Genomic DNA, 22,474 nt, shown 5'->3' on the forward strand with positions numbered 1-22,474 from the left:
CACGTGATCACCTTCGAGGGCGTCACCAAGCAGTATCCGGACGGCACCACCGCCGTCGACCGTCTCGATCTCACCATCGAGGCCGAGTCGTTCACGGTGTTCGTGGGGCCGTCCGGGTGCGGCAAGACGACGTCGATGCGCATGATCAACCGGATGATCACACCGACGTCGGGCAAGATCTTCGTCGACGGTCGTGACATCGCCCAGACCGACGCGGTGAAGCTGCGTCTCGGCATCGGGTACGTCATCCAGAACGCCGGCTTGCTTCCGCATCGCACCGTGATCGACAACGTCGCAACAGTTCCGGTACTGCGCGGTGAGTCCCGCCGCGCAGCGCGCAAAGCCGCGTTGGGGGTACTCGAACGAGTCGGTCTGGACATCTCCCTTGCCACCCGCTATCCCGGACAACTCTCGGGTGGGCAGCAACAACGTGTGGGAGTTGCGCGAGCATTGGCTGCCGATCCGCCGATCCTGTTGATGGACGAGCCCTTCAGCGCCGTCGACCCGGTGGTGCGTGAGGATCTGCAGACCGAAATGCTCCGTCTTCAAAGCGAACTGAAGAAGACGATCGTCTTTGTCACCCACGACATCGACGAGGCAGTCAAACTCGGTGATCACATTGCCGTCTTCGGTCCCGGCGGGCGGCTTCAGCAGGTTGCGGCACCTCGCGACGTGTTGGCCGCACCGGCAACGGATTTTGTCGCCGGATTCGTCGGACGCGATCGCGGCTATCGGGGATTGTCGTTCCGCGCTGCCGACGAGGTTCCGTTGCACCCTGTACGCACGGCCGTCGAGAACGAATTGAAGGCTCTGCGTCTCGAATTGGGCGAATGGGTTCTCGTGGTCACGGACAACGGAACTCCGCAGGGATGGATCGACGTGACCGGCGTCGAAGGCCTGCGCTCGGGACGAACCCTTGCTCAGTCGACGTCTGCCGGTGGTTCGCTGTTCTCCCCCGGCGGCGATCTCCGCCAAGCACTCGATGCGGCAATCTCGTCGCCTTCCGGTATCGGCGTTGCCGTCGACGGCGAGGGAGCGGTCATCGGCGGGATCCTCGGTTCCGAAGTCGTGGCGAAATTGGCAGATCAGCGTCGACGCGAGGACGAGGAACGCAACCGCGTCGCCTTCACCGAGGGATTCGGGTCGTAGCGGCATGCGCTGGCTCATCGACAATTTCTCGACGGTCGTGGATTACTCGAAGACCCATCTGTATCTGGCACTGCTTCCTTTGCTGATCGGTCTCCTGATTGCCGTTCCGGTCGGAACAGCGATCCGCAACGTCAGATGGCTGCGCCGAATCACGTTGACCCTGGCGAGCATTGCGTTCACGATTCCGTCGCTCGCGCTGTTCGTCACCATCCCCCAGTTGTTCGGACTCAAGACCCTTGATCCTCTCAACGTCGTGATCGCACTCAGCGTGTATGCGACGGCACTGCTCATCCGGGCTGTACCCGAAGCACTCGACTCGGTGCCGGACAACGTCATCGACGCCTCCACCGCCGTCGGTTTCACACCACTACGACGCGCTCTGACGGTCGAGTTGCCATTGGCGCTGCCGGTAATGATCGCGAACATCAGAGTTATTGCCGTTACCAATATTTCGCTGGTGTCAGTCGGATCTCTGATCGGAATCGGCGGGCTTGGAGTCCTGTTCAAACAAGGCTACGACCGCGACTATCCCGACCAGATCGTTGCGGGCATCGTCGCGATCGTCGTGCTGGCACTGGCGCTCGATCTGATCCTGTATCTGATCGGCCGATTCCTGACCCCGTGGACCAGAACGTCGACCTCGTCGAAGGTTCCCGCCGTCCTGTCAGCCGAGGGGGAACCCGTATGAGCATCTTCACCGGGGCCTGGGACTTCATCGTCGATCCCGGAAATTGGAGCGGCGACACCGGAATCGGCACCCGCATCCTCCAGCACCTCTGGTACAGCGTTCTGGCCGTGGCACTTTCGGCTGTGATCGCGGTGCCCATCGGATTACTCATCGGCCATCTGCGTCGCGGTGAGATCGTGGTCGTCAGTCTGGTCAACGCACTGCGGTCACTGCCCACTCTCGGCCTGCTGACCTTCCTCGTTCTTCTCATGGGTCTGGGAGTGATGCCGCCGATTCTCGCCCTCGTCATTCTTGGTATTCCCCCACTACTCGCCGGCACGTACGCCGGAATCGCCAGCGTCGACCGCGGCGTCGTCGAGGCCGCACGGGCAATGGGTATGACCGACCTCCAAGTGCTCTTCCGCGTCGAGATACCCAATGCGCTGCCATTGATTCTCGGCGGACTGCGTAACGCGACACTGCAGGTGATTGCCACGGCAACGGTCGCCGCCTACGTCAACCTCGGCGGCCTCGGCCGGTACATCTTCGACGGTCTCGCGCTCTACAAGTACGACCGAGTGGTCGTCGGCGCAATCCTGGTCGCGGTTGTGGCTCTCGTCGTGGACGGCTTACTGGCGCTGGTGGTCTGGGCATCGGTTCCCGGGACCGGCAGGCTACGCCGAACACCCGACCTCACTCGTCTGTAGCTCTCGGTACACACGAAAAAGCCCCGATCGGAACCTTGTGTGCGGGTTCCGATCGGGGCTTTCGTAGTCCCTCTTAGCTGGTCACGCCCTCAGCATGCGCTGCGGCCGCGACGGCTTCCGCTACTGCGGGTGCCACGCGAGGGTCGAGTGGGCTGGGGACGATTTTGTCCGCCGCCAACTCGTCGCCGACCACCGACAGGATTGCCTCGGCGGCAGCGAGCTTCATACCTTCGGTGATGCGACGGGCGCCGGCGTCGAGCGCGCCCTTGAAGACACCGGGGAAGGCAAGAACGTTGTTGATCTGGTTCGGGAAATCACTACGGCCCGTCGCCACGATCGCCGCGTACTTCGACGCGGTTTCGGGGTGAATCTCCGGGTCCGGGTTGGAGAGTGCGAACACGATCGACTCGGGAGCCATCGAAGCGATGAGCTCCTCGGGGATCTTGCCCGCCGAGACACCGAGGAACACGTCAGCACCTTCGAGAGCCTCGATGGCACCACCATGCAGGTCACGGGGATTGGTGCGGGCCGCGAGTTCTGCCTTCACGTCGTTGAGGTCGCTGCGCTCACCCGAGATGATGCCCTTCGAGTCCAGCACGATGACGTCGCTGATTCCGGCGGCAAGCAGGATGTTCGCGCAGGCAACACCCGCAGCGCCGGCGCCGGAGATGACGACCTTGAGTGTGGTGATGTCGCGGCTCTGGACCTTCACGGCGCCCTTGAGTGCCGCGAGGACCACGATGGCGGTTCCGTGCTGATCGTCGTGCATGACGGGGCAGTCGAGAGCTTCGATGACGCGCTTCTCGATCTCGAAGCAACGCGGCGCCGAGATGTCCTCGAGGTTGACCGCGCCAAAGCTCGGACGCAGTCGGATGAGTGTCTCGACGATCTCGTCGGGATCCTTGGTGTCGAGAACCAGCGGAATGGAGTTCAGTCCGGCAAAGTTCTTGAACAGCGCCGACTTGCCCTCCATGACGGGCAGCGACGCGCGAGGGCCGATGTCGCCGAGTCCGAGAACCGCGGTGCCGTCGCTGACCACGACGACGAGTCGGTTGGTCCACGTGTATCGATCGGCGAGGGTTTCGTCTGCAGCGATGGCGCGGCTCACCTGAGCAACACCCGGCGTGTAGGCGATCGAGAGGGCCCGCTGCGTATCGAGCGGTGCTGTGGTCTCGACCGAGAGCTTGCCACCGACGTGAGCGGCAAAGATTTCTTCGTCGGTCAACTCGACCTTGGGTACGTTGATGGCTTCAGTCACGAGGGACACGATGACACTCCTGATTAGTCCAGCCTCAAGCGGGGCTGGGTTACTGGGAAGTAATCCTTCGGACCGCTGCGAAACTACGTTCACAACGGTCAGAGATCATTTCTTCCGCGAACGACTACTGAGAAGAAGAGCATTCGGCGTGCGCGAGAAAGTGGGCCGCAATACATCCGAAGCGTCATGGTGTGGGGCGGGTGAGCCCTGGCGTATCCATGCAATCTAGGTTTCGGAGAAATTCTGACGAAACCTGCACTTCGGGGCCGGGCTGTGGCGCCGCCTCGAAGTAACTCCAGTTTGCCACCAGAGTCGGATCACAATCAAATCCTCCAAGCGGTCGGATTCCTCACCACACTCGAACCCGAGCCGTCATCCCCACCGTGTCATCCCCACCCAGTCATCCCCACCGTGTCATCCCCACCCAGTCATCCCCACCACTGCGTCACCAACAACAGCCCTGCCACCACGAGCACGACCACCGATCCGGCAACCGCCGCGATACCCCGCCTGCGGTCGCACCAGATCTGCGCGGCGAGAGCAACCACCGAGGCCGCAATGTGCGCGGTGATCGACGTTGTTCCCGGACCCGGGAATCCGCGGTTGCCGCCCAGATATGCCGAACCGATGATCACGAGTGTCAAGACCACGATTCCGGCCGCCACGGTGCCGCTCAGGGCGCGTAGAGCGCGGACCAGCAGCCATTGTCGTTTGTCGGCGGGATAGTCGTAATCGTCTTCGTACTGATAGTCCTGATATTCCTGGTACTGGTAGTCGTCCTCGTACCTGTCGTTCCGGTCGTACCTGTCGTCGTATGTCATCTCTTACGCTCCCGCGACGAATCCGCGGACTGATTCCGCAATGAGTTGAACCGCGATGGCGGCGAGCAGAAGACCGGCGATGCGTGCCAGCAGACTGATGCCACCCTCGCCCAGTATCCGGATCAGTGCGGTCGAGAAGCGCAGGACCACGAACAGCACGAGGTGGATGGACAGAATCGCCAACGCGATCGCCAGATACGACGCCGCTTCACCGTCGGCCTGGGCGACAAAGACGATGACGGCCGCTATCGCACCGGGACCGGCCATCATCGGCGTTCCCAGAGGAACGAGTGCGACGTTGACGTCGTCGGCTCCCTGCGGACGGTTGGAGGCCTTTCCGGTCAGCAGTTCGAGTGCGATGAGAAGCAGCAGCAATCCGCCGGCGCCCTGCAACGCCGGAATGCCGATGTGGAGGTAGTTGAGGATCGCCTGACCGCCGATGGCAAAGACCGAGATGACCGCCAGGGAGACGGCGGGGGCCTGCCATGCCGCTCGATTGCGATCTTCACGGCTTTTACGTCCGACGAGTGACAAGAACACCGGGATGACTCCGGGCGGGTCCATGATCACGAACAGCGTGATGAACACGGTGAGGTAGAGCGTGGTGTCGAGCATCAGCGCCCCAGTACCTCCACGCCGGTGGCAGCCGAGACGAGTTTGTCGAACTCGGCTTCGTCCGTGAGCTCGTCGCCGAGTCCGATCGTCTTGTTCTCGCCGTGGTAGTCAGAGGATCCGGTGACTGCCAAACCGAGGTCGACAGCCAGGCGGCGCAGGACGTCACGATCGTCGCTGCGATGGTCCGGGTGATCGACTTCGAGGCCCCCGAGACCCAAATCGGCCAGATCGCGGATGTGGTCGAGCGCAAGCAATCCGCCGCGCGAACGGGCCCGTCCATGCGCAAGGACGGTCACTCCCCCGGCGGCTGCCACCAGTTCGACGGCGTACTCGAGCGGAGTGTCGTACTTGGGAACGTCGTATCGTCCTCGACTGGACAACAGGTCGGAGAAGGCCTCGCTGATGCTCGACACCACACCGGCCCGCATCAGGGCCGCTGCGACGTGCGGGCGTCCGACGGACGGACCGGCGTCGGCGAGGATCTGATCGGGATCGACGGGCAGACCGTCACGCGCCATCATGGTCGTCATCACCCGGATACGTTCGACGCGTTCGGCGCGCAGTCGCTCACGTTCTTTTGCGAATTCGGGGTGCGTCGGATCGAACAGGTACGCAAGCAGATGTACAGCGACCGGCCAACCACGCTCACCTCGACCTTCGCACGACATCTCCATCCCACGAACCAGGCTGACGCCGGCCGGCAAGGCCTGCGCCGCCTCGGCCCAGCCCGAAGTCGTGTCGTGATCGGTGATGGCGACGACGTCGAGTCCGGCGTCGGCTGCGGCGCGCATGAGGGCAGCCGGGGTGTCGGTGCCGTCCGATGCGTTGGAGTGGGTGTGAAGATCTATTCGCACTGTTCCAGTGTGTCAGCAATCGGCAACTTCATCGCGCTCCGGTGGGCGAGCCGGAAGCTGACGTACGATTACGCCGCAGCGGCAGCGCAATTCGATCAGGTGTCGCTGTAGTGCCGTTCCCCTGCCGTTCCACTGCATTACAGACCGAGAAGGAGCGAGCGTGCCAACCATGCCGTCACTGCCGAATTGGTCGAACGGCAAATCGACGCAAGCCGATGCGCCCAAGATCCCCGTTCCGGCTGCCCGCGCGATCGTCGACTGCGCGGTCTACGTGGATGGCGTGCGGTTGCCGGGCAAGTACACGCACCGCGCCGCGTTGGCCGAGGTTCGTAGTCGCGACAACGCGTTCGTCTGGGTGGGCATGCACGCTCCCGACGAAGGTCAGATGCAAGATGTTGCAGCAACTTTCGGACTCCACGAGCTGATGGTCGAGGATGCCGTCCATGCACACGAGCGCCCGAAACTCGAACGCTACGACGACGTCATGTTCCTGGTGCTGCGCACGGTCGTCTACGTACCGCACGAGTCCGTCGCGACGGCGAGCGAGATCGTCGAAACCGGCGAGATCATGGTGTTCGTCGGCCCCGACTTCGTGGTGACCGTCCGGCACGGGGATCACTCCGAACTGGCAAGCGTGCGCAAGTCACTCGAGCAGAACCCCGAGCGCCTCACCATGGGCCCGTTCGCGGTGTTGCACGCGATCACCGACCACGTCGTAGACAGCTATCTCTCCGTCATCCAACTCGTCGAACAGGACGTCGACAGCATGGAAGAGTTGGTGTTCAACCCGCGGAACACCGTTGCCGTCGAGCACATCTACCTGCTCAAACGTGAAATCGTCGAACTACGACGCTCGGTCACTCCACTCGGATTGCCACTGCTCCAGCTGACCCAGCCCGCGGGCGGCCTCGTCCCGAAGGAGATCCGGCGATACTTCCGTGACGTACGAGATCACCACACGATCGTGGCCGAACGTATCTCGGAATACGACGAGGTGTTGAGTTCGCTGGTCGACGCCGCACTCGCGAAGATCGCGGTGCAGCAAAACACCGACATGCGCAAGATCTCCGCGTGGGTCGCTATCGCCGCCGTGCCGACCGGCGTTGCCGGTATCTACGGGATGAACTTCGAGAACATGCCGGAACTCGGTTACAAGTACGGCTATCAGTCCATCCTGTTCCTCATCGCGTCGGTGTGTGTCGGCTTGTTCTTTCTCTTCCGTCGCAACAACTGGCTGTGAACCTCGCACGCTGACTCCCTGTACTTGCCACCGTCGCAGGCGGACAATGGATATGGGTACGCATTTTCATTCCGTTCCCGAAATCCATTTTGCGACAAGCAAATTCAGATCCAAAGAGAAGTGGAGGAGCAACCATGCCTACAGTCGAGCAATCCGTGGAGATCGCGTTGCCACCCAAGGACGTCTGGGAGTACATCGCCGTCGCCGAGAACTGGCCCAACTGGGAGAATTCGATGGTCGAGTGCAAACAGATCACCGACGGCCCGATGGGCGTGGGAAGCCGCTGGCACGGTGTCTCGCGAATCCTGGGCAAGCGTCTCGAGTGGACATCCGAATTCACCGAGTACGACCCACCGAGATCGTCGAAATCGACGTCCGTCGAAAGTCCGGTCAGCTTCTCGCAGACCACGACCTGCGAAGAAGTCGGTGACGGCACTCGGGTCACCTACCGACTCGACAGCGAAAGCGGCCTGGGAGGAGTATTCGGCAAGATGGCCGACCCGATCGTCACGAAAGCATTTTCACGGACGGTTCGGGTAAGTCTCGAGAACTTGGCGGACATCCTCGTGCACGCCGAATGATCTGACGGACAAAGCGCCAGCGCAGCTAGAGCGAGGCAGCGGAACGGTGCGGATCGCGGATGTCGATCCCCGCCTCGGTCCACGCTTCCCTCAGTGCCTCCGCGCCGCGCAGACGCACCCAGGCGGCTTCGGTACCGGTCAGGGGGACCACACCAAGGAAGCGCACCGGGTCGAACGGCTCCGGCAGCGTCAGGTCTTCGATCCCGCTGTCACCGAGAAGCACCGCCGTGAACGCAGTGTCCTTCCACAGCGGCTCGCCCAGGTCCAACAGTGCGTCCTCGAGCAGCACGACGCCTTCGACGGACGGCGCCGCGGCCAGCACCGCGAGCGTCCTGGCCACACCTGACGCCACACCGGTGCCACCGCGCAGCGTGAGTACCAACTCGGCGCGGGGTCCGCGTGTGGGGTCTGCGACCAGTTCGTTGGGGTCGCCCATCGGATGACGCGAGCACCCCAGTGTGACGTAGCGGACCAGGCCGTCGGGTGATTCGAAACGCAGCACGTCCAGCGGTTCGACACCGAGGAACGTCACCGAGGCCGCGGTGGGGTCCGGCCCCTCGATGCTGCTGACGAGATGGGCCCGGACGGAAGATACGACGCTGTCTGACACTCGTCCATCTAAACACCGTGCCCGCGAGGTTCGCAGCGCAGATACCTCGCGGTGGCGGTAGCGTCGTCGAAATGGTCTCCGTTCTCGCTGTCAGCGACGAGACCGTCGAATTCCTGTGGAGCAGTCAGGTTCGTTCACTCGGAGTCGACGTGATCCTGGGCGCGGGCGATCTGCCGTTTGCGTATCTGGAGTACCTGTCTGACCAACTGAATGCGCCTTGCGTGTTCGTTCCCGGAAACCACGACGCCGATCTGTCCGGATATTCGAACAAGAGATCGGGTTGGACGCGGGCCGGGATGCCGGCGCAGTGGCCGGGGCCTACCGGCGCAGTCAACGCCGACGGACGCATCGTGACCGTCGCCGGTCTGCGGATCGCGGGCCTCGGTGGTTCCATCCGATACAACACGGGTCCCAATCAATGGTCCGAGCGCCAGCAGAGCCGACGCGCTCGCTCGCTCGCCTGGCGAAACGCCTGGCAATCGCGGCTTCCCGGCGGCCGGGCGGGCGTGGATGTGCTGCTCACCCACAGTCCCGCCCGCGGTGTCGGCGACGCCGAGGATCGGCCACATCGAGGGTTCGAATGCTTCACGCCTTTGATTCACAACCTCGATCCGACGGTGATGGTCCACGGACACATCCACCCGCACGGGCGAACCCCTCTCGATCTGGAGGTAGGCCGGACTATCGTGCTCAATACCGTCGGCTTCACGCTGATGGAGATTTCCCCAGGTACTCCGCCGACGATCGTGAGGCGCCGACATGGCTCGTGACACCGGATTTCCCACAGCCGACGCGGAAAACGACTTCGCTCGTCAGCGTCGACGTGCCGACGTGGCACGTCTGGTCAGTTGGCTACGACGCGAACCCGACGACGTCAACGCGATCCTGCCGTTCGACGAGGTTGTCGCAGCTCTGGGCAAGGTCGGCGAGAAGTCTCTGGGGCTGCAGGTCGTCACCATCGAATCGATCGTCGGAAGTGTCGACCGCACAGGTGATTTCGACAGGTACTTCCGTCCGACGTCCACTCACTCGCGCGCTCGTTGGGAGCGACTTGCGGTGGCGCAACGACGCGGCGAATCGGTACCACCTGTTCAGTTGTATCGCGTCGGCTCCATGCATTTCGTGATCGACGGGCACCACCGAGTGTCCATTGCGTGTGCGATGCACCAGAAGACAATCGACGCGTACGTCACCGAGATCATCACGCGTATCTCGCCGGAAGGCATCACTCAGCGCGCTGATCTGCTCATCAAGGATCATCGTCGACTCTTCCTCACCCGCGTTCCGCTGCAGGGTTCACAACGCGAAGCCGTCCAGGTCACCGACCCGTGGGAGTACGCCGAACTCAGTGAGTGTGTGGAGGCGTGGGGTTTTCGGCTCATGCAGGAGAAGGGTGAGTTCCTCGGCCGAGACACCGTCGCCCGCCGCTGGTTCGGCGAGGAGTTTCTGCCCGTCGTGCGAATGCTGCGGGGTGCTGACATGTTGCCCGAGCACACCGACGCCGAGGCCTACTTGTGGATCGCCCGGGAGCGGTACCGACTGGTGCGGCGTCACATGTGGAACGACGAGATCGTGGCCGAACTACGCGATCGAGCACCGCGAAAGCACAAGCCCGCTACGTAGCGACAGCGAACCGCACCTCTCGGTTCGGGATCTTCGGGTGCATGAATTTCAGCAACGCACGCGCTTCCTTCTCGATGGATGCGAGCGCGGTCTTCGGTTGCTGCGCAAACAGAGTCGCGCCCAATTCGACCGTCTCCTTGTCCGGCGTCACCGTCGCGAATCCCACCACCTTTCCGCGCACCAGGATGGCGGGCTTGACGATGCCGTTGACGGTGAAGACGCGAGTTCGGTACTGCTCGTCCATGATTCGCGAGCGGTCGGCGTGCGAGAGCAGGATGTTGTCGAACGGAGCAAGGATTCTGACCGGCGGTGTTCCGGAGGTCGGTCGTGGCGCGTCCGGCAGGTCGAACACCTCGGCCCCTTTCGCGTTGACAAAGGTGATCAAGCCGGGACGTAGCCTCTCGAAGACTTCGGCGAGTCTCGTGAGCCCTGACCACGCTTGCGCATCTTTCACACTGGCGGGCCCGAAGGCCGCCAGATAACGAAGCACCATCGCATCCGGATCCGGCGATGAACTCACTTCCGTGCCAAGCCAATTCTCCAAGGTCGTCAGTGCCGGTACTCCGGATCGTCCCCACAGGCCTCGCGGTGGGACCTGCACCATCGGCAGAAGTCCTCGAACTCCGTGCGCCAGTCCCTCGGCCGCGTGACCGGGAAAGCGCTCTGCCAGTATCGGTCTCATCTGCATCTGGGTGAGCGGCCCGTCCGCTACGAGGTCCCGTCCCGCCCGCGCCAGAGCGTCGAGATCCAACCCGGTGAGCGCCGCACGCTGTGTGCTGTTGGTGTGGAGATCGCGTTCCATGATCGTCTGAACCGTGGCCCGGAAGGGGCCCGCATCCGCGGCCGAGAGAGCAAAAACCGTGCCCCGCATGGCAACCAGCCGCACCACCTGGCGCTTCTCCACAAGGGTGGAGAGGTCTTCTGCTGCAAAGTTCTTCAGCCGCGCCCACAGTGCCAGATAGGGAGGCGTCGGCGCCTGGGCTTGCAGACCCGCCAGGTGCTCGATCGCATCCAACGCGCTGACCTCGGCCCTCCGCAGCAGGAACTGCCTCGCCAGTGTCGCCAGGTTGAGCTCGCGATCGGTGATCAGTGTCATCGACAACTCCTCAGCGCTCGTGGTCGGATTCGGTGACGATCTGGAACGGTATCTCGACTCGCGCGAGGGTTCCGGACTCTTCACCCGGCCCGACCGAGAACGAGCCACCCGCAGCAACCACCCGCAACTCGTGCGAGAGCAGCCCTATGTGGCCGGCGGCCCGTCGTTCGGCAATCCGATCGGCGCTGATCCCCCGGCCGTCGTCCGAGACCACCAGCACCGCACGGTGGTCCAGTCGTGCGAGCTCGATCCGAACATTGTGCGCACCGGCATGTTTGACGACGTTGGCCAGCAGCTCTCGTGCGGCGCCGAACAGGACGTCGTCCGCGGACGTGCGCAGATCGTCGTTCCAGCCCGAAGTGTCGACGTCGACCACTACTCCGCCGCGTCCCTGCGCCGATCGCGCGAGGTCCCCGATTGCGCGGGCAAGACCCACGTGAACAAGGACAGTGGGATGCAACTCCGAGACGGAGGATCTCAACAGCGTTGTCGCTTCACCGAGCGCTTTCCCAGCTCGCGCCAGGGCGACAGGCTCCGCGCTGTCTGCCAATTCGTCGAGATCCATCCGCGCCGCGAGGACGTACTGCAGCGCCCCGTCGTGTAATTGCTCCGACAGTTCCGTGCGCTCACGCTGCTCGAGCCCCATGAGCTCGGCAAGAAGGCTCGTGCGATGCCCGACGAGGTGCCCGATGGTCAGCACGCGTGATCTTTGAATCCGAGTCAGTCCGATTGCGCCCGCGCCTACTCCGGCCAAGGCCATGGTGCTCAGCAGGATCGACGGCCACGGCTCGGAGTTCGAAGTCATCGTTGCCCAACTGGAAACGAAGAACACCCCGATCGTGCAGGCAACGACGCCGACACACACGTCCGTCCGCAGTTGCGTACACGCCAGAACCGGAATGACGAAGAGCCCGTTGCTCAAGATGTCGGCGGTCCAACTCTGCTCGGCCGCGAGACCGGTCAGCAATGTCAGAGTTGCGAGCACGGCAAGGTCGACGAACAAGCCGAGCCAGATCATCGTCACCGGGCCGGTGCCGCCCTTGCGGATCCACAGCGCCACGGCTGCCGACCAGAGGGCATAGGCGCCCAGAATCGCGAAACACCATCCCGCGTCGTTCATCGGCGGGACGAAGATCAGTGTCAGGGCGATGAACAGCACCAGAGCGCCGCGCACCGTCAGTTGGAGGTACGCACCGCGGTAGGCGTGTTCGCGCAAGATCCGCTCGAGGTCCGGGCCGCCGGGCAGGTGCTCGGTTCGTACCGAGGATTCGTTCATCTGTCCTCCTGTGCCGCCCATCCCAGTTCCCTGTGAATGAGCTTCGCACACGAGATTTCACAATCAACCCGCAATACCGTGAATGGCACAGCATTCACCGAACCTCGAAACCACGCAGGAGTGCTCATGATCTCGACCCGAGCAAGCAAGCGCCGCATCGCCACTCGATTTGCCGTCGCCGGCGCCCTGGCAGCGGCGCCGATCGCCGTGGTCGCCGGGACAGCGCAAGCCGCCCCGGCCTCCACCCATCACGAACAATTCGGCCGCCTGGTCCCCCTACCCGAGCCGGCCGACGCAGCGCCCGGCCCCGAACAGGTACCGCTCCCCTGGGACGCGACGTATTCGGTCACCTTGCCCGGGTAAAGGTCACAGCAGCAGATTGGCTCCCGTACCGCCGTCGAACACTGCGATCTTGGCGGGATCGAACCACAGATCGACAGACCTGCCCTGGGCCACCGTGGACTCGGACGAGAGCCTGGCAACCAGTTGACCGCCACCAGCGACGGCCGTTCCCGAATCGGCGGCGAGTTCCTCGAGTTCACGAGAATTGACGGCGGGGCCACCAGCGAGGAAATACGCGTACTTGTCCGAACCCATCGATTCCAGCACGTCGACGTCGACGGTGAACGTCCCACCGTGCGGCTTCTGCGCTGCATCGACCAGCGCCACGTCCTCGAAATGTTCCGGCCTGATACCGACCACGACGTCCTTGCCCGAGCCGCTGCCCGAGATCTTCGACTGCGCCGCCGCGGGCAGGCGAACATCGCCGATCGGCGTGCTCACACCGTCGGCCGTCAACTGTCCGGGGAAGAAGTTCATGGACGGGGACCCGATGAACCCCGCCACGAACAGATTGTTCGGACGATCGTAGAGTTCCTGCGGCGCACCGATCTGTTGCACGATTCCGCCGCGCAGCACGACTACCCGATCGCCGAGCGTCATCGCCTCGGTCTGGTCGTGGGTCACGTAAATCGTTGTCGTACCGAGCCGCTGCTGCAGACGGGCGATCTCCGTCCTCATCTGCACGCGCAGTTTGGCGTCCAGGTTGGAAAGCGGCTCGTCCATGAGAAACGCCTTCGGGCTGCGCACGATTGCGCGTCCCATCGCCACACGCTGACGCTGACCGCCCGACAGGTTCGCCGGTTTGCGATCGAGATGCTGGGTGAGGTCGAGGACCCGCGCAGCGTCGTCGACCTTGGCGTTGATCTCGTCCTTGGACATCTTCGCCAAGGTCAACGGGAACGCGATGTTCTGGCGCACCGTCATGTGCGGATACAGCGCATACGACTGGAAGACCATCGCGATGTCGCGGTCCTTGGGGGCGCGTTCGTTGACGCGTTCACCCGCGATCCGCAACTCACCGGTCGAAATGTCTTCCAGCCCGGCAATCATGTTGAGAGTCGTGGATTTTCCACAACCGGACGGGCCCACGAGAATGATGAATTCTCCGTCGGCGATGGTGATGTCGACATCACTGACCGCCTTGGCTCCGTCCGGGTACAGCTTGGTCACCTTGTCCAGCACGATCTCGGCCACAGGCTTATCCCTTCACTGCGCCGGAAGTAAGCCCGGCCACGATACGACGTTGGAAGAACAGAACAAAGATGATGATCGGAATGGTGATGACCATGGCGGCCGCGGCGATCGACCCGGTGGGCTCCTCGAATTGTGAAGCGCCGGTGAAGTTTGCGATGGCCGCAGGGGCGGTGATGGAGCGTTCGGTCGACGTCAGCGAGATCGCGAACAACAGATCGTTCCAGCAGAAGATGAACACCAGAATGCCCGCCGTGACGATGCCGGGCGCGGCGAGCGGAGCTACCACCTTCCGGAACGCCTGCCCCGGCGTCGCGCCGTCCATCTGCGCCGCCTTCTCGAGTTCCCAAGGAATCTCTTTGAAGAATGCCGAGAGCGTGTAGATCGCCAACGGCAACGCAAAGGTGATGTACGGCAGGATGAGTCCGGCCCAGGTGTCGAAGAGTCCGAGCCGTCGTTCGATGTCGAACAGCGGGCTCACCAATGAAATCTGCGGGAACATCGCGATCAGCAGGGCAACAGCCACCAGCAGCTTCTTGCCCGGAAAATCCAGGCGCGCAATCGCGTAAGCAGCCATGGTTCCGATCACCACGGCGATGACCGTCGAGATGAGTCCGATGCCGATAGAGTTGATCAGAGCACTGGTGAAGGCGCTGGTGTCGAAGATTCCTCGGTAGTTGTCCAGGGTCCACTTCTCCGGAATGAACTTGCCGTCCTTGATGGTTCCGGCGGGCTTGAAGGACAGGCTCGCAATCCACAGGACGGGAACCAACGCGTACAGCAAGACCAGAAGGTTGACGACGGACCAGCTGATCTTGAGTCTGGGAGTCACGGTCATGTCAGCGTCCTTCCGTATCGGATCCGGGAGCCGAAGCACCGAAAAGTTTGATGAAGATGAACGCGATCACTGCCACACACACGAAGATCAGCACGCTGATCGCGGATCCGATACCCAAGTTGAATGCCTTGAACAGATTGTCGTAACCCAGAATCGACACCGACCCGGTGTCGTTCGCTCCCTTCGTCAGCACGTAGATGTTGTCGAAGATGCGGAACGCGTCGAGTGTGCGGAACAGCAGAGCGACGAGGATGGCGGGCTTCATCAGCGGAAGGATGATGCGTACCAACCGGGTCCACGCGCCGGCGCCGTCCACCTGAGCCGCCTTGAGAAGGTCATCGGGCACGAGCGCCAAGCCGGCGAGCAGGAGCAGCGCCATGAACGGCGTCGTCTTCCAGACCTCGGCAAGGACGATGATCGCGAGCGACGGGATCTGGTCGGTGAGCGGCGCACTGCCGTCGGGCAGGAGATTGGCGAGGTAGCCGGTCCCCGGCGTCCACGCGTAGTACCAGCTGTATGCCGCCGCGACGGTGACGATGCCGTACGGGATGAGCACAACGGTGCGGACGAGCCCCTTACCCACGATCGTTCGGTGCATCACCAGTGCGATGGTCAGTCCGAGAACGAACTCGATGACGACCGAGACAACCGTGATCGACGTCGTCACCGCGAACGCTTGCCACCAGTAACCGTCGGTCAGCACCGACACGTAGTTGTCGAACCACACGAACTTTCGTTGATCCGGGAAGCGCAGGTCGTAGCGCTGCAAACTCAGCCAAACGGCGTAGACCACCGGATACGCGGTCACCGCGATCATGAGAATCGCGGCCGGGGCCACCAGCCAGAGACCGAGTCGACGCTCAGCCGCCTTTCCGTCGGACATCTTCGACTTCGCGGAGTGCTTCGGCTCCGGCGATGGCGTCGCGACTGTTGGTGCAGCTCCCGAATTTTCGCTGTCGATCGTCACGGAATCAGCCCCTCGGAATTGACTGCCTTGCGTACCTGCTCGGCAAGATCGTTCACGGTCGATTCCGGATCGATGTTTCCCACAGGGTTCAGCGTGGCAGTGATGAGCGTCGAAATACTCTGATAGGCAGGAGAAACCGGCCGAACCGAAGCGGTGTCCAGGCTGTCGCGAACCTCACGCCACGCCGGGTACGCCTCCTGGAACGCCGGGTCGTCGTACAGGCTCTCGAGAGTCGGCGGAACGCCACCGGCTACCGCGTTGTTGCGCTGATTCTCCTCGTTACGCAGACAGGTCAGCGCATCGAAAGCGAGGTCCGGATGCTGGCTGGTCTTGGCCACCGCCACGTTGAAGCCGCCGATCGTGACCTCGGCCGGCTTACCCTCGATCACCGAGGGATACGGAGCGGCAAGGAAATTCCGTTCTCCGTTCACCGTGAGCACCGTGTTTCCGGTGTTCTCACTGGTGACGTTGCCCTTGTCGTCGATGTAAGGCAGATCGCCCTTCTCGGCATTCTCCATGATGCCGGGCAGCACGAATGGCCAGTTGACCTGGAAGGCAGATTTGCCGCTCTCCATACCCAGTCGCGACGACGCTTCATCCCCCTGCGAGATCGAGGGATCCGCACCCTTGGCGGTAGCGACGCGCTTCATGACGGTCAGCGCCTGCTGGGCAGCATCACCGTCGGCCACCGTCACGGTTGTTCCGTCCGGCCCCACCACCGATCCGCCGGCACTGGCGAGAAGGGTGTTGAACCAGACCATCAATCCTTCGTACTGCTTGCCCTGCACACCGATCCAGCTGGGGCGCCCCTCCGCGGCCAGGCCTTCGGAGATGTCGATCATCTGATCCCAGGTTTGGGGTGGTTGCCCGTCCGGCATCAAATCCTTTCGATACCAGAGCAATTGGGTGTTGGTGTTCAATGGCGCCGCATAGAGCTGGTCCTGCCACTTCGCCGACTCCAGCGGACCCTCGAGCGTCCCGTTGCTGACCTCGGCCGCCACGTCGTCAGGAAGCGGCAATGCCCATCCCGCTTCGGCGAATTCGGCAGTCCACACCACGTCGAGCGTCATCAGATCGAGTGACTTGTCATTGCCGGTCAGACGCCGGGCCAACTGAAGTCGCTGGTCGTCGGCACCCTTGGGCAGAGTTTTCTGCTCGACCCGGTACGCGCCGTTCGACGCCGCCGAACAATTGGCGGCGGCCTCCGCATACTGCTCGGCGCCGTCGGCAGCGGTGTAGAAGGACAGCACCACGCCGTCGTCATTGTCCGATCCGCACGCACTGAGCAAGGGCGCCAACAACAATGTTGCCGCGCCGAGCAGCCCCGCCCGCAATTTCTTCTTCTGTCCCGCCCGCGATCTCTCGTTCTGCCCCGCCCGCGATCTCTTGTTCTGCACAGCCGTCCTCCTCGGGCGGCGAGACGGCGCAGTCGTTACGGCTGGCCGACGCACCACACATCGGCACTTTTGCCGGAGAAGGAACCTATTTCCTTGTCCGGCAAACGGTCACGGGAAGCGAGTACTACCTCGCCCGCGTGTACATAAAGTAACCGAGATCACACAAGTTGGCAGCCCGAGCGAGAATGTCAGATGGCGAGCTTGGCGAGCAGGTCGCGCGCCGACTCCGCCGTCTTGGGCTCACACAGTACGTCGTAACGTCCGGCGACCAACTGCATCGTCGAGGCGAAGTCCCGCTGCCCACGCGTCGCGGCGTACGGAATCGTCGTGGAGATGACACCGAAGATGATGCCGCCCACGATGCCCGCGATCAGCGGAGCGAGGAAACCACCGGTGACGATTCCGAGCACCAGGCCGAAGAAGACACCGAGCCAAGCACCGGAGACGATGCCGCCACCGATCACCTTGGCCCACGTCAACCGACCGAGAACTCGCTCGACCTGCATCAGGTTCACGCCGACGATAGTGACGTCCTGAACCGGGAATTCCTGATCGGAGAGGTAATCGACTGCGCGCTGCGCCTCGGCGTAGGTGGGGTACGACCCGATGGGCCATCCCGAAGGCGGTGTCGGCAACGCTCCACGGCGCGACCCATTCGACGATTGACCGAGCGGATTGGACATGGCTGGCTGCGCTCCTCTTTTCGGGCACGTCATCCACGCGGATGACGCAAGTACATCTACCCCCTATTGTGCCCTTTACAGACCTGATTCGTTCGGCTATGCGAGCGTCAGGCGTGTTCGGGCGGCGTGAATTCCGAGGTGCGCGTCATCCCCGCGGCGCGGCCCTTGGCCGAAATCACCAGTGCCATCTTGCGACTCGCCTCGTCGATCATCTCGTCGCCGAGCATGACGGCGCCCCGCCCTCCCCCGGCAGCCGAGGTGTGGAACGCGTACGCGTCCAAGATGAGTTCCGCACGGTCGTAATCGGATTGGCGCGGACTGAACACCTCGTTGGCCGCCTCGATCTGCGTGGGGTGCAGAACCCACTTGCCGTCGAAACCGAGCGCTGCCGTTCGCGCAGCCGACCGAGTGAAAGCCTCGACGTCGCGGATCTGCAGGTACGGCCCGTCGATGGCCTGGACGCCGTGCGCCCGCGCGGCCATCAAGATGGTCATCAGGATGTGGTGATACGCGTCACCGCGGTCGTAGCCGTCCGGTTGCTCACCGACGACCAGAGTTCGCATGTTCAAGCTCGCCATGAAGTCGGCCGGGCCGAACACGAGCGCCTCGACGCGGGGACTCGCGGTGGCGATCGCGTCGATGTTGGTCAAGCCGATCGCGTTCTCGATCTGCGGTTCGATCCCGATCTTGCCGACCTCGAGACCGTTGGCCTTCTCGACCTGCGTCAACAACAAATCGAGCGCCTGGACGTGACTCGCATCGGGAACCTTGGGCAGCAGAATGGCGTCCAGATGCGCTCCGGCGCGGCCCACCACCTCCACGACGTCGGCATACGTCCATTCGGTGGTCCAGTCGTTGACCCGGACGACCTTGACCTGTTTGCCCCACCCGTCCTCGGCCAACGCGTCGCCGATCGACTCCCTGGCCGCCTGCTTCGCCAGCGGCGCCACCGCATCTTCGAGGTCGAGAAAGATCTCGTCGGCGGGCAATCCCTTCGCCTTGTCGATCATCTTCCGACTGCTGCCGGGAACTGCCAATACCGATCGACGGGAACGGTTGCGTGAAGTCATTGCGGACTGCCCTTCTCGATTTTCGGTGGCGCCGTTGCAGATTTTGACGCTGGACGAATTAGCCTTGCAATCATGGCAGCAGCAGGCAAGGTATTTGCAGCCAGGCTTGCCGGCCTGGTTGTACTCGGCCCGGACGGCGAATCGATCGGTCGTGTGCGCGACGTCGTCATCACGGTCCGTATCGGACGCCAGCAACCGCGGGTTCTCGGTCTGGTGATCGAAATGTTCACGCGCAAACGTATTTTCGTTCCGATGTTGCGTGTGACAGCAATCGAACCGAGTGCAGTCACCCTCACCACCGGCAACGTCAGTCTGCGGCGCTTCAACCAGCGCCCGGGCGAAGTGCTCGCTCTGGCGCAGGTACTCGATTCGCATGTGCGCGTGGACGACCCGGAACTCGAGGAGCTTCACGGCGTCGACACGATAGTCGTCGATCTCGGAATCGAATCGACGCGGACGCGAGACTGGGTGGTCTCCAAGGTCGCGGTTCGCGGCCATCGCGGACGCCTCGGTCGACGCGCGGCGATTCACATCGTCGACTGGCAGCACGTCGCCGGCCTCACCCAGAGCGACCTCTCACTCCCCGGCCAGGGCGTAGCTCACCTGCTTCTCCAGTACGAAGGCATGCGACCCGCCGATGTGGCCAACGCCATGCGCGAACTGCCGGAGAAGCGCCGCCACGAACTGGCCGTGGCGCTCGACGACGAACGCCTCGCCGACGTCGTGCAGGAACTGCCGGCGGACGACCAGACCGATCTGCTGATGCACCTGGAAGTCGAACGTGCCGCCGATCTACTCGAAGCGATGGATCCCGACGACGCCGCCGACCTGTTGGGCGAGCTGCCCGAAACCGAGGCCGAGTCACTGCTTCAGTTGATGGACCCGCAGGATTCCGAACCTGTTCGACGCCTGCTCGAGCATTCCCCGGACACTGCCGGTGGTCTGATGACGCCCGAACCGGTGGTACTGACGGCCTCGACGACGGTCGCGGAGGCCCTTGCCCGCGCCCGCAACTACGACGTGACCCCGGCGCTGTCGAGCATGGTCTTCGTCGTACGTCCGCCGACGGCGACTCCGACCGGGCGGTATCTCGGCTGCGTCCACTTGCAGAAGCTTCTCCGCGAGCCTCCCGCCAGCCTGGTAGGCGGACTACTCGACACCGACATGCCCCGGTTGGCCCCGGACGACTCGTTGGCGTCGGTCACCCGATATTTCGCGACGTACAACTTGGTATGCGGGCCGGTCGTGGACGACGAGAACCACCTGATCGGGGCCGTGACGGTCGACGACGTGCTCGATCACCTCCTGCCGGAAGACTGGCGTGAGGATTACTCCGACGACGAGGAACTACTCCGATGAGCGAACGGGCGTCGAGCACGACCGCACGGCAACGACTGGAAACGCCCCGCGGAAGCCGCCGGTTCAATCTCGATTTCGACGTCGAAGCTGTCGGGCGCGTCAGTGAACGCATCGCCCGCTTCCTCGGCACCGGGCGTTATCTCGCAATCCAGACGATCATCGTGATCGTCTGGATCCTGATCAACGTGTTCGCGGTGGCCCTGCAGTGGGACCCGTACCCGTTCATCCTGCTCAACCTGGCCTTCTCCACCCAGGCCGCCTACGCGGCGCCGCTGATCCTCCTGGCCCAGAACCGTCAGGAGAACCGCGACCGGGTCTCGCTCGAGGAGGACCGCTCACGCGCCGAGCAAACCAAGGCGGATACCGAATTCCTCGCCCGAGAACTCGCAGCTCTGCGTATCGCCGTCGGCGAGGTTGCCACCCGCGACTACCTGCGACGGGAGCTCGAGGAGATCAAGTCGATCCTTGCTGCCGACGGCGAACCGACCCCGAAGAAGAAGCACCGTGACTCGAATACTGCGAAACAAAGTCACAACTAGCTGAGCGTTCGCTGAGTTTTGCTGCACGCACCGTGACCGATATGTAACGTAAGTCACAGCAATATGGATATCACGGTGGGTACTCCGGAGCGGGAGCGCCAGCAAAGGGGAATCGTGCGAGTACGCGGAATGATTGCAGCATCCACACTGGTGGGGGGACTGCTCGTCGTAACAGGTCCAGCGGCCCTCACTGCCGGAAGCGCACCGACCGGAGGGTCACAGGTTCCGATCGCACTGGCGGGCTCCGCCTCGATTGCGCAGTCGGACTCTGTCGACTTCCTCCCGACGCCCCGCACGGTCCGAACGCAAAGATCGGCCCCGCCCAGCGATACGGTCGCCGGCGCCCCGGCAGCGCCTAACGCTGCGGCCGTCGTCCTCACCTCTCTGGGCATCCCCGAGATCGTCCTGAACGCGTACCGCTCCGCGGAGCTGGTGATGATGACCGAGGCACCGGGATGCGGAATCCCCTGGCATCTTCTGGCCGGCATCGGACGCATCGAATCCGGTCACGCCAACGGCGGCAAGACGACCTCGGTGGGTACGACAGTCACCCCGATCCTCGGCCCCGTCCTCGACGGACGGCTGGCAGGCAACGAAGTCATTCGGGACACCGACAAGGGCGCGATCGACGGCGACCCCACTCACGACCGCGCCGTCGGGCCGATGCAGTTCATTCCGGCCACCTGGGCCGGATATGCCAGCGACGGCAACGGGGACGGAATCAAGGACCCCAACAACGTCTTCGATGCGGCGCTCTCGGCAGCGAAGTACCTCTGCAGCGGCGGACTCAACCTGCGCGATGTCGCCCAGGAGACCAAAGCTGTTCTGCGATACAACAACTCGGCCGCTTACGCAGCAAACGTGATCATGTGGTCGACGGCATACAAGAACGGTGTCATTCCTTCCGGTCAGCTGCCGTACACCTCGGGCATCAACACCGGCAGCTCCGCGATCAACGCCGCCGCCTCGGCAGACTCCGCCGCTTCGGCCGTACTCGCCGCGGCTGCGGCTACCGATCCGGCGGCCGGCGACAAGGAATCAGCGTCGACGACGCCGACCCCGACCACCACTCCCCTCTTCCCGGGTCTGCCGGACATGCCTGCACTCTCACCCGAGATCCAGGCACTGATCCCGCCGGGCGTCATGCCGACCAGCCCCGCTCCGGGACCCAACGCCGCCCGGAATGCGGCTCCCGGTCCGATCATCCCGCTCCCCGTCCTCACCTCACGGGGTCTCGTGTGGCCGATTCTGACGGCCGAGGGATGGCGCTGGCCCGACGACATGTGTGTGATCCTTCCGGACCCCGCAGCCCTCGACGCCTTGCAGGACGGCATCCTTCTGCCGTGCACGATCCCGGGCATGGCAGTGGCCGCCACGGCACCCGCCACCACCGACGCGGCTCCCGCGGAATCCTCTCCACCCGCCGCCCCCTCTCCGGAGCCCGCACCGGCACCGGCACCCGCACCCGCACCGGAGCCCGCTCCGGCCCCGGCTCCGGCATTCGTGCCGTTCTTCCCGGGCCTGCCCGGCATGCCCGCTCTGTAACCGAAAAATCACGAAAGAACAGTGCATATGCCCCAAACTGCCCTTC

Annotated in this window: 24 protein-coding genes; 11 read left to right on the top strand and 13 right to left on the bottom strand. The window is 63.4% G+C overall.

Annotation, left to right across the window (positions count from 1 at the left end):
- Window positions 1–3 precede the first annotated feature (3 nt).
- Genes AC1Q6C_RS00290 through AC1Q6C_RS00300 form a run of 3 tightly spaced genes read left to right on the top strand, consistent with a single transcriptional unit; the run spans window position 4 to window position 2,523 of the window.
- Window positions 4–1,149 carry an ABC transporter ATP-binding protein gene (locus AC1Q6C_RS00290; RefSeq protein ID WP_003945084.1) on the top strand — a complete coding sequence of 382 codons (1,146 nt, stop codon included), beginning with the start codon at window positions 4–6 and terminating at the stop codon, window positions 1,147–1,149.
- 4 nt (window positions 1,150–1,153) lie between these two features.
- Window positions 1,154–1,837: an ABC transporter permease gene (locus tag AC1Q6C_RS00295; RefSeq protein WP_054187352.1), complete on the top strand. Its 684-nt coding sequence runs from the start codon at window positions 1,154–1,156 to the stop codon at window positions 1,835–1,837.
- Window positions 1,834–2,523 (top strand): ABC transporter permease, encoded by a 690-nt coding sequence (locus tag AC1Q6C_RS00300; protein WP_492666309.1) that lies wholly within the window; start codon window positions 1,834–1,836, stop codon window positions 2,521–2,523. Before AC1Q6C_RS00295 ends, AC1Q6C_RS00300 begins: the two co-directional genes overlap by 4 nt.
- Before the next feature lie 73 nt (window positions 2,524–2,596).
- On the opposite strand, the gene AC1Q6C_RS00305 is transcribed toward AC1Q6C_RS00300, so the two are convergent.
- The 4 genes from AC1Q6C_RS00305 to AC1Q6C_RS00320 all read right to left on the bottom strand — a co-directional run bounded on the left by AC1Q6C_RS00305 (window position 2,597) and on the right by AC1Q6C_RS00320 (window position 6,071).
- Entirely contained in the window at window positions 2,597–3,790 is a 1,194-nt protein-coding gene (locus AC1Q6C_RS00305; RefSeq protein WP_003945072.1) for an NAD(P)-dependent malic enzyme, read from the bottom strand.
- Window positions 3,791–4,209: 419 nt separating this feature from the next.
- Complete coding sequence (locus AC1Q6C_RS00310; protein ID WP_007736120.1) at window positions 4,210–4,602, bottom strand: hypothetical protein; 393 nt, start codon at window positions 4,600–4,602, stop codon at window positions 4,210–4,212.
- A 3-nt stretch (window positions 4,603–4,605) separates the two neighbouring features.
- Complete coding sequence (locus AC1Q6C_RS00315; protein WP_164490628.1) at window positions 4,606–5,220, bottom strand: MarC family protein; 615 nt, start codon at window positions 5,218–5,220, stop codon at window positions 4,606–4,608.
- Entirely contained in the window at window positions 5,217–6,071 is an 855-nt protein-coding gene (locus AC1Q6C_RS00320) for a PHP domain-containing protein (RefSeq protein ID WP_042923377.1), read from the bottom strand. Before AC1Q6C_RS00320 ends, AC1Q6C_RS00315 begins: the two co-directional genes overlap by 4 nt.
- A 169-nt stretch (window positions 6,072–6,240) precedes the next feature.
- On the opposite strand from AC1Q6C_RS00320, the gene AC1Q6C_RS00325 reads away from it, so the two are divergent.
- The gene (locus tag AC1Q6C_RS00325) at window positions 6,241–7,311 is read left to right on the top strand and encodes a magnesium and cobalt transport protein CorA (protein WP_007736118.1); all 1,071 of its coding nucleotides are present in this window, start codon (window positions 6,241–6,243) and stop codon (window positions 7,309–7,311) included.
- Between the two features lie 134 nt (window positions 7,312–7,445).
- Window positions 7,446–7,892, top strand: coding sequence for an SRPBCC family protein (locus tag AC1Q6C_RS00330; RefSeq protein WP_007736117.1), 447 nt, complete (start codon window positions 7,446–7,448; stop codon window positions 7,890–7,892).
- Window positions 7,893–7,917: 25 nt separating this feature from the next.
- Here AC1Q6C_RS00330 and AC1Q6C_RS00335 read toward each other — a convergent pair whose 3' ends face one another.
- The gene (locus AC1Q6C_RS00335; RefSeq protein WP_007736116.1) at window positions 7,918–8,502 is read right to left on the bottom strand and encodes a suppressor of fused domain protein; all 585 of its coding nucleotides are present in this window, start codon (window positions 8,500–8,502) and stop codon (window positions 7,918–7,920) included.
- 71 nt (window positions 8,503–8,573) lie between these two features.
- Here AC1Q6C_RS00335 and AC1Q6C_RS00340 point away from each other — a divergent pair, with 71 nt between their 5' ends.
- Window positions 8,574–9,272 carry a metallophosphoesterase family protein gene (locus AC1Q6C_RS00340; protein WP_042450375.1) on the top strand — a complete coding sequence of 233 codons (699 nt, stop codon included), beginning with the start codon at window positions 8,574–8,576 and terminating at the stop codon, window positions 9,270–9,272.
- A complete protein-coding gene (locus tag AC1Q6C_RS00345; protein ID WP_003945080.1) occupies window positions 9,262–10,125 on the top strand; it encodes a hypothetical protein in 864 nt (287 codons plus the stop codon). The genes AC1Q6C_RS00340 and AC1Q6C_RS00345 overlap by 11 nt, the downstream gene beginning before the upstream one ends.
- Here the strand turns inward: AC1Q6C_RS00345 and AC1Q6C_RS00350 are convergent.
- Window positions 10,118–11,221 (bottom strand): winged helix DNA-binding domain-containing protein, encoded by a 1,104-nt coding sequence (locus tag AC1Q6C_RS00350; RefSeq protein WP_030536935.1) that lies wholly within the window; start codon window positions 11,219–11,221, stop codon window positions 10,118–10,120. The genes AC1Q6C_RS00345 and AC1Q6C_RS00350 overlap by 8 nt on opposite strands.
- Before the next feature lie 10 nt (window positions 11,222–11,231).
- Window positions 11,232–12,497: a sensor histidine kinase gene (locus tag AC1Q6C_RS00355; protein ID WP_030536936.1), complete on the bottom strand. Its 1,266-nt coding sequence runs from the start codon at window positions 12,495–12,497 to the stop codon at window positions 11,232–11,234.
- Window positions 12,498–12,623: 126 nt separating this feature from the next.
- Between AC1Q6C_RS00355 and AC1Q6C_RS00360 the strand changes: the two genes are divergently transcribed.
- A complete protein-coding gene (locus tag AC1Q6C_RS00360; protein WP_492666310.1) occupies window positions 12,624–12,860 on the top strand; it encodes a hypothetical protein in 237 nt (78 codons plus the stop codon).
- Between the two features lie 3 nt (window positions 12,861–12,863).
- Here the strand turns inward: AC1Q6C_RS00360 and AC1Q6C_RS00365 are convergent, their stop codons facing one another.
- The 6 genes from AC1Q6C_RS00365 to AC1Q6C_RS00390 form a co-directional block, all read right to left on the bottom strand.
- Entirely contained in the window at window positions 12,864–14,033 is a 1,170-nt protein-coding gene (locus AC1Q6C_RS00365; RefSeq protein ID WP_003945069.1) for an ABC transporter ATP-binding protein, read from the bottom strand.
- 4 nt (window positions 14,034–14,037) lie between these two features.
- Window positions 14,038–14,868 carry a carbohydrate ABC transporter permease gene (locus AC1Q6C_RS00370; protein WP_003945075.1) on the bottom strand — a complete coding sequence of 277 codons (831 nt, stop codon included), beginning with the start codon at window positions 14,866–14,868 and terminating at the stop codon, window positions 14,038–14,040.
- Between the two features lies 1 nt (window position 14,869).
- Entirely contained in the window at window positions 14,870–15,751 is an 882-nt protein-coding gene (locus AC1Q6C_RS00375; protein ID WP_044480569.1) for a carbohydrate ABC transporter permease, read from the bottom strand.
- Between the two features lie 80 nt (window positions 15,752–15,831).
- Window positions 15,832–17,169 carry an ABC transporter substrate-binding protein gene (locus tag AC1Q6C_RS00380; RefSeq protein WP_030536939.1) on the bottom strand — a complete coding sequence of 446 codons (1,338 nt, stop codon included), beginning with the start codon at window positions 17,167–17,169 and terminating at the stop codon, window positions 15,832–15,834.
- A 251-nt stretch (window positions 17,170–17,420) separates the two neighbouring features.
- Complete coding sequence (locus tag AC1Q6C_RS00385) at window positions 17,421–17,915, bottom strand: general stress protein (RefSeq protein WP_003945065.1); 495 nt, start codon at window positions 17,913–17,915, stop codon at window positions 17,421–17,423.
- 107 nt (window positions 17,916–18,022) lie between these two features.
- Entirely contained in the window at window positions 18,023–18,985 is a 963-nt protein-coding gene (locus AC1Q6C_RS00390) for an HpcH/HpaI aldolase/citrate lyase family protein (RefSeq protein WP_020908461.1), read from the bottom strand.
- A gap of 72 nt (window positions 18,986–19,057) precedes the next feature.
- Between AC1Q6C_RS00390 and AC1Q6C_RS00395 the strand changes: the two genes are divergently transcribed.
- From AC1Q6C_RS00395 to AC1Q6C_RS00405, 3 genes are all read left to right on the top strand, one after another.
- Entirely contained in the window at window positions 19,058–20,344 is a 1,287-nt protein-coding gene (locus AC1Q6C_RS00395) for a magnesium transporter MgtE N-terminal domain-containing protein (RefSeq protein ID WP_003945077.1), read from the top strand.
- On the top strand, window positions 20,341–20,883 hold the full coding sequence (locus tag AC1Q6C_RS00400) for a DUF1003 domain-containing protein (protein ID WP_003945067.1): 543 nt from the start codon (window positions 20,341–20,343) through the stop codon (window positions 20,881–20,883). Before AC1Q6C_RS00395 ends, AC1Q6C_RS00400 begins: the two co-directional genes overlap by 4 nt.
- 75 nt (window positions 20,884–20,958) lie before the next feature.
- Entirely contained in the window at window positions 20,959–22,428 is a 1,470-nt protein-coding gene (locus AC1Q6C_RS00405; protein WP_492666311.1) for a lytic transglycosylase domain-containing protein, read from the top strand.
- Window positions 22,429–22,474 lie beyond the last annotated feature (46 nt).

It is taken from the genome of Rhodococcus sp. MT28 (genome assembly GCF_058792695.1).

Excerpts from the sequence above, each read along its gene's own strand:
- AC1Q6C_RS00325 (WP_007736118.1), top strand. The coding sequence starts at position 6,241 with ATGCCGTCACTGCCGAATTGGTCGAACGGCAAATCGACGCAAGCCGAT.
- AC1Q6C_RS00395 (WP_003945077.1), top strand. The coding sequence starts at position 19,058 with ATGGCAGCAGCAGGCAAGGTATTTGCAGCCAGGCTTGCCGGCCTGGTT.
- AC1Q6C_RS00370 (WP_003945075.1), bottom strand. The coding sequence starts at position 14,868 with ATGACCGTGACTCCCAGACTCAAGATCAGCTGGTCCGTCGTCAACCTT.
- AC1Q6C_RS00300 (WP_492666309.1), top strand. The coding sequence starts at position 1,834 with ATGAGCATCTTCACCGGGGCCTGGGACTTCATCGTCGATCCCGGAAAT.
- AC1Q6C_RS00360 (WP_492666310.1), top strand. The coding sequence starts at position 12,624 with ATGATCTCGACCCGAGCAAGCAAGCGCCGCATCGCCACTCGATTTGCC.
- AC1Q6C_RS00310 (WP_007736120.1), bottom strand. The coding sequence starts at position 4,602 with ATGACATACGACGACAGGTACGACCGGAACGACAGGTACGAGGACGAC.
- AC1Q6C_RS00340 (WP_042450375.1), top strand. The coding sequence starts at position 8,574 with ATGGTCTCCGTTCTCGCTGTCAGCGACGAGACCGTCGAATTCCTGTGG.
- AC1Q6C_RS00330 (WP_007736117.1), top strand. The coding sequence starts at position 7,446 with ATGCCTACAGTCGAGCAATCCGTGGAGATCGCGTTGCCACCCAAGGAC.
- AC1Q6C_RS00375 (WP_044480569.1), bottom strand. The coding sequence starts at position 15,751 with ATGTCCGACGGAAAGGCGGCTGAGCGTCGACTCGGTCTCTGGCTGGTG.
- AC1Q6C_RS00390 (WP_020908461.1), bottom strand. The coding sequence starts at position 18,985 with ATGACTTCACGCAACCGTTCCCGTCGATCGGTATTGGCAGTTCCCGGC.
- AC1Q6C_RS00350 (WP_030536935.1), bottom strand. The coding sequence starts at position 11,221 with ATGACACTGATCACCGATCGCGAGCTCAACCTGGCGACACTGGCGAGG.
- AC1Q6C_RS00295 (WP_054187352.1), top strand. The coding sequence starts at position 1,154 with ATGCGCTGGCTCATCGACAATTTCTCGACGGTCGTGGATTACTCGAAG.
- AC1Q6C_RS00385 (WP_003945065.1), bottom strand. The coding sequence starts at position 17,915 with ATGTCCAATCCGCTCGGTCAATCGTCGAATGGGTCGCGCCGTGGAGCG.
- AC1Q6C_RS00400 (WP_003945067.1), top strand. The coding sequence starts at position 20,341 with ATGAGCGAACGGGCGTCGAGCACGACCGCACGGCAACGACTGGAAACG.
- AC1Q6C_RS00355 (WP_030536936.1), bottom strand. The coding sequence starts at position 12,497 with ATGAACGAATCCTCGGTACGAACCGAGCACCTGCCCGGCGGCCCGGAC.
- AC1Q6C_RS00345 (WP_003945080.1), top strand. The coding sequence starts at position 9,262 with ATGGCTCGTGACACCGGATTTCCCACAGCCGACGCGGAAAACGACTTC.